The sequence below is a fragment of the Pseudovibrio sp. WM33 genome (assembly GCF_001623165.1).
In the GTDB taxonomy this organism is placed as follows: Bacteria; Pseudomonadota; Alphaproteobacteria; order Rhizobiales; family Stappiaceae; genus Pseudovibrio.
The window spans coordinates 69344-75348 of the sequence record NZ_LMCK01000075.1 but is presented as its reverse complement, the minus strand read 5'-3'; the positions used below and the strand labels follow the sequence as shown (position 1 = coordinate 75348).

General features: G+C 46.8%; 8 protein-coding genes. All 8 read right to left on the bottom strand.

The window, feature by feature from the left end; all coding sequences use genetic code 11:
* Window positions 1-185, bottom strand: a 185-nt coding sequence (locus PsWM33_RS26820) for a PAAR domain-containing protein (RefSeq protein ID WP_193778399.1), incomplete at its 3' end; no start/stop codon positions are given.
* A gap of 11 nt (window positions 186-196) precedes the next feature.
* Window positions 197-955 carry a hypothetical protein gene (locus PsWM33_RS13100; protein WP_063300533.1) on the bottom strand — a complete coding sequence of 253 codons (759 nt, stop codon included), beginning with the start codon at window positions 953-955 and terminating at the stop codon, window positions 197-199.
* A gap of 1 nt (window position 956) precedes the next feature.
* The gene (locus PsWM33_RS13095) at window positions 957-1505 is read right to left on the bottom strand and encodes an SMI1/KNR4 family protein (RefSeq protein WP_082826997.1); all 549 of its coding nucleotides are present in this window, start codon (window positions 1503-1505) and stop codon (window positions 957-959) included.
* Between the two features lie 10 nt (window positions 1506-1515).
* Complete coding sequence (locus tag PsWM33_RS13090) at window positions 1516-2364, bottom strand: HNH endonuclease (protein ID WP_063300531.1); 849 nt, start codon at window positions 2362-2364, stop codon at window positions 1516-1518.
* Between the two features lie 2 nt (window positions 2365-2366).
* Entirely contained in the window at window positions 2367-2804 is a 438-nt protein-coding gene (locus PsWM33_RS13085; protein ID WP_208994548.1) for a hypothetical protein, read from the bottom strand.
* A gap of 2 nt (window positions 2805-2806) precedes the next feature.
* Entirely contained in the window at window positions 2807-3406 is a 600-nt protein-coding gene (locus PsWM33_RS13080) for a DUF4123 domain-containing protein (RefSeq protein ID WP_063300530.1), read from the bottom strand.
* Between the two features lie 8 nt (window positions 3407-3414).
* A complete protein-coding gene (locus tag PsWM33_RS13075) occupies window positions 3415-5751 on the bottom strand; it encodes a type VI secretion system Vgr family protein (protein WP_063300529.1) in 2337 nt (778 codons plus the stop codon).
* 33 nt (window positions 5752-5784) lie between these two features.
* Window positions 5785-6005, bottom strand: a 221-nt coding sequence (locus PsWM33_RS27700; RefSeq protein ID WP_206599004.1) for a hypothetical protein, incomplete at its 5' end; no start/stop codon positions are given.

Sequence of the window (6005 nt, the reverse complement as noted above, 5' to 3'; positions counted from 1 at the left end):
GAGACTGAACGTGGATGCGGTGGAGCTGGGCACACAGGGCACCCGTGTGGAATTAGTGAATCTCCAACACGAGCGGCAGGTAGACCGTCTATTTTCACAACAGGACTACCTGAGATGATTGGAGTGGGCGGGAAATGACAACCATGTCCTGACCCAGTATCACTAACACGAGCAGCTTTAGGCATTATCACCCTCCTTAACTGGCCATAGGCGCAGCAACAATTCTTTCATTTTTGATGAACCGAAATTTGCCATCGAAATCTGATTTCTTCCAGCTATAGAGGCAGGGATCAGCTCTATTGAGGAAAGGATTGAGTTCAATAAGACGCGCCTGAAGTTTCTCATTTTGATCAGTTAAGAAGACATCGGCAATAACCGTCTCAAGATGAGATTCTTTATGGAAAAACAGGCAGAATTCAATGAGGGCTGTCCGGATATCGTCTAAGCTTTGCTGGATCTGGGAAAACTGCTCAGCTGTATTGTATTGCGAAATTCCAATAATTTTCCGATCTCGCATGAATATTCGAAACTCACTCCAGCGCGGAATATCAATCCACTCCCGCAGATAGAAGTTAGCCCCTGCATTATGAACTGCTGGTTCCATAAGAGCAGCAGCAACTCTTAGACTGGGCTGTAAGATAATAGCTTCAACATCACGCAAGGTACGTGCTGGCGAGTTCACAAGGCAGCTTTCTTTCCAAGAGCAATAATCCAGCCTAGGAAAGGCGCCAGATGGAAACTTCTCCAGCCCTACGGCCACCTCATCCAGAAAATCCTGAGAGAGGTCAAAATGATTGAACATTTCGAATTGTTCGCAGAACTCGGGAGTATTGGCTCCCAGAGCTACTACATCTTGAGGACTTAAAGCAATTTCCTCATGCCGGATGCTTTTTTCCTTTAAGCTATCTGGCCAAGTGGCAAAGAATGTATCAGAAATAGACTTGAAATAAGCCATCTCAAAACTCTAAGTCCACTGAATGTTGTTCAATTCCTGGCCGATACCAATAGTCATAACCATCCTTGTCAGCATTTTCGTATAGTTTTTCAAAAACAAATTCTCTAAAAGAATTTGCCAACAAATAAGCTCTCATTACAGGCTCTTCGTCATCGGGCCCAACGCCGAAGTGAATTAAGTAGACTTTGCCAAGACTCTTTTGTTCAAGAGAAATAACAACTTCCAGCCCCCCAGGATCAGAGCCAACGGGCAACGAAGATTTTGGTCTTCTGGCATCATTGAAATTGTCACAGCTACGTTCGATGGCGTAATCCCAATCAAAAACAGGATCGAAAATTACATCATCATCATCCGGAGCACCCCATAACTCTTCTGGTACTGGAGACTTAAATAGCAGAGGATAAATATGCCCTCCGTTGTATTTAGTCAAAAACTGCTTGTAATCCTCTGGAAGAATTACTTTTTTTTCAACTTCCCAATTTTTGATTTTATCAGCGATGCCTCTCGTACTCGGCCATTCATCACCGTCTCTTACAATTTTTGCATTCATAATATTTTCCTTAGAAGTCAGAAGCATGGCCACCTTTATACATGGCTGCTCCTCCAGTGTGCGGAGTGCTCGCACCTCGCCCGGTTGCATGAATGTGCTCTGGGACTAACTGCATTGTGACGCCATCTTCTTTGTGATGCCAAGTATACCCTTTGGGCTTTCTCCAAGTGGGATCACCGAGTTTTTCTTGCATTGCCTTATCGGCAGCAGGAAAATCTTTCGAATTTTTCCCTGTCATTGCAATATCGACATCACCTTTGGAATGCGGTCCATAATCTGGGAACCCATTTTTATACTCTACAGGCTTTCCTCCATCAGCAGGCACCCATTTGCTATCGCCACGCTCGCCCTCCCATGTCCCATTTTTGCCGCTTTTAGGAGTATTTCCATATTGCGAGCCTTTCTTAACTGCATGGGATTCTCGACAAGCTTTTGTTTTGCAATTCTTGATTGCATCGTCATAGGCCTTGCGGTTTTTCTTAGCCAAATCATCCCAGTATTTTGTGGCAACTTTTTTTGTCTTATTGAAACTTTTCTGTAATATGCCACCGGCTGAATCTACAGCTTTGCGCAAGTCATTTAACTTGTTGACGATACGTCCACCTTTGATAGCGTCTCCAGCAATGGGTACAAGTCCGACTACGTCAAATAAAGCTCCCCACCAATCCCCCTTGGAAACGGATCTACTGAGCGCGACCACGTCTGCAGCGGTTCCATATGGTGGCGGTAAAGCACCTCCTGCGGCAAGGCCTGCGTCAACTCCAAGTTCGAGATACTTCTGCTGAAGCTCCTGTAATCCTTTAAAGGCACCCCGGGTTTTGTCGACATCAACACCAGAGTTTTTAAGTTGTTGCCCCATGTCTAATCCTTAAACCTCAATTCTTGCGGATGCTTCCGCTTCAAGACATCAACTATCTCGGGATACCAAAATCGTTCATCTGGGTTCATGATGGCTTCAACTGCCAGATCCTTAGACACATTGTAAAACTGATCAATGCGCTCCTCTTCGGAAGTTTTCTGATCCTCTGCAATTTCCTTAAAGCCTGGAAACTGCCAGAAATTGGCCGCGACCTTCCACATCAAGGTGACAAAGTGGAACTGCCACTCAGGATTGTTAAAGCCAAAGCGACGGGCGTAGTTGCGCCCGTTGATCACCATTTCCCGCTTGCCTTCATCTGAGATAGCAAAGTAGTAGTTCTGAAGATTCTTCTTCATGAAATCTTCGACATACCACTCTGCAAAATCTGCATCCTCGTGCAAGTTGGCAAGCATCTGTTCATTGTTGAACTTCATTGGCATGATCAGCTCGCCTCCTGCATGGATACAGCGGTGCCTTCATCAAAGCGCGGTAGATCTATCACCTCTCTGCAAAGTTCACCTTCATGAACATGGAACATGCAAAGTTCTTCAGGATTGAGCGTGTTTTCTAAAACAAGCCTATCTATGCCTTTGAAGAACACCGACAGCTGCTCGGATGTGAACACTGGCAAATACTGGCGAATGGTCTGTGGATCGTAAAATCTAAAGAAGTGCTCGGTGCCGCCCTCATCTTCAATAAGGGTAAATTTGCGCAGATGACGCACAAAACCCTCCAGATCCAGCGATGAGAGCGCAAAGATAGCCCACCGCTTGCCAAAGCCCTCGCTGGCCAACCAGTCCAGGACATCCTCATCTTCGCGGATTTCCACGATCCACGCTGTGTCATCTCCAAACTCAACAAGAGCCTGTCCCTTATAAAGACAACTATAATGATTGCTGAGAGCTCCGATCGTGGGCGGTATCATCATGGGGTCGCGGGACGCATCTACCACAGCGAAGATGCGCGATGGTTCGCCAGATGGTTGTTGTGCTCGCAATGAGGCAAATGTTTCTTCTAAAAACTCTGCAAGATCCTCTGCCATGCTACCCCCTACTTCCCACACTTCTCGGCCATGGCCTTATCGGTATCCTTGCCGCCACTTCCACCTTTGAGGTTGATGGAGGGAGCCAGCAGATCAATCTTCTTGCCTTTAATTGTGATGCCACTTTGGGAAATTTCGATTTGGCCGCCGGGAGCGGCCAGGACGATCTTGTCCTTTGCCAGAATTGTGTGAACCTTAGTTCTGGACGTGATCTTCTTGCCGACTTCTACGTCGTATTTCTCACCAACAGTGAGCTTGGATTGTTTTCCAACCATGATGGTTTGGATTGCACCGACAACTGTGTTTTTCATCATCCCGATTTGTTCGGTACGCGCCATGCCAATGGTGTCGGAGCGGAATTTCTCAACGACGACACTTAAAGTTCCCGATCCGGGCATAAACTTCGAAAGCATCCCGCCAATAACCGATCCAGCACCAGCTTGAGCTTTCCCACCTTCAAAAAAGTGATCACCTGTTTTTAGAAAATCTACTCCAGCATTAACTGACTGCGCTTCAACACCAGCGCCCACTTTTGCAACCACTGCCGCAAAGTCTGTTACAGGCGCACTACCAGCTTTCTTCGCGCCTTTCTTGGAACTCTTGCCACCAGACTTCACCAGGCCACCTAATGCGCCTAACAATCCTCCTGCTGCACCTCCACCACCAACGGAAAGGTTCATGCTGCCGCCTACTTTTTCCTGATGATTGGCTCCAACAGTGATGGACTTGTTCGCCCCAACATTTTCAACCTGATTGGCAAGCACGTTCTTCGAACGGTTATTTAAAACCTTGATCGTCTGGTCTTTTTGAGCATGTAAGAAGACATTCTCCTGCCCGCCCTGATCTTCAAAAGACAGCTCATTGTAACCAGCGGCCTTATGGCTATCGGTGCGAATGACCATTTTTGTTTTATGATCTGGCAGTTTGTAAGGCGGATGATTTTGAGCGTGATACGTCCGACCTGTCAAAATAGGTTGATCGGGGTCACCTTCCAGAAAATCAACAATGACTTCCTGTCCAATCCGAGGGATTGCCATGTGTCCCCACATGGGCCCAGCCCAATTTTGCGCAACCCGTATCCAGCACGATGACTTATCATCGAAACCGCCACGCCGATCCCAAGGAAACTGAACTTTGACCCGGCCATATTCATCACAAAAGATCTCTTCCCCTTTAGGGCCAACGACATGAGCCATTTGCGGGCCATCTACCAAAGGCTTTCGGCTCACTGGAGGTCGATAAGAGATCCGTGCTGGCATTGCCTTGAAAGAGGCTTCATATTTTGTTGGTTCCTCCGGATCACCGTCTTCCTCTAGAGCTTGTGGCTGCGTCCCATAATGGAGAACGGACAACAGCATGTACTTGATGTTGTAATCTTGGATGTCATGATCGCTTAAGCTTGTCAGATAGCCTGGTGAGAGATGAATATAGTTGGTCACCCCCTTGGCAGTGGTTGCATCAACTCTGGCAGCTTCAAGCCTGTAGCGTGTAAACGCCTTGCCAACTGGATCACTTTTAAATCTGCCCGGGGCATCATAAATTACATAATCGCCTGCAAGACCATTATCTTCCTGGCGCTGACCTTCTTGTTCTAAGTTGTACTTGGGATTATGGAAGGTGTAATCACGCTGAATGTAACTGCTGGAATGTACTTCTTCACTATAAGCGAACTCATAGACGAACCGGCCACGTGTTGTGCCTCCTGCAGTCGCATTATATGTAAGTAAAGGAGAATGTTCGAGCGTTGGGGCAATCTGGTTCTTATCCAGAAAAACAAGGCGATGGACCCCATTATCATGATGCTCAAAGAAGTACCACATTCCTTCTTCAGCTGCTAAACGCTCAATGAACTCCCAACACGTCTCGCGGTATTGTACGCAATACTCTCGCTCCGCATGAGGCTCAGTCAAGTCCCATTTTACATCACCAATATTTTGCTCTGCCAGCAGTTCCTTAATGATATCCGGGACAGATTTGCGCTGAAAAGTCCTTGAATCTGCAGCATGATGAAGCCTGTGCGCTGCTGGCATCAATATGACCTTATAGGCTGTATGATGATGCCCACGATCTCGTCGTTCAGCTCTGGAAATAACACCAGAAATGAAACGTGGTGGCTCAAATTTATTCAAGATACGAAGGACCGCCGGGCCGTCCACCATCTCTTGCAAATCGATCTGATCATCGCGACTAACCAGATTAATCTCAAATTCGTAAAGTCCAAATAGTTGCTCAGAGCCTTTAAACTCGACAACCTTCAACTCACCGTCTTCTACTCCCGAACATGAGAAAGAAAATGCGAGGTCCTGATTATTAGGAAGGATAGGAGACAGGTTTGAAACAGACATTATAGAAACCTAATTGTTCTCAAAAACGAGCAACTAAAGACCATTGTGATGGAGGAAATTTTGCAGCCTGGAAATCCTGCGGGACAATACTATTTTTGCTTTGCCTTCTAGGAGAATTAAGTCATGAGCGGCACTATGGTGCTGAGCCAGTCTCTGCTCCGCCAGCGGATAAACCATCAGAGTATCTCCTTGTGCGGCTGATCCCCGGGTTTGACCATCAAGCGGTGGCCGGGAAACTGATCCAGAAAGCCCCT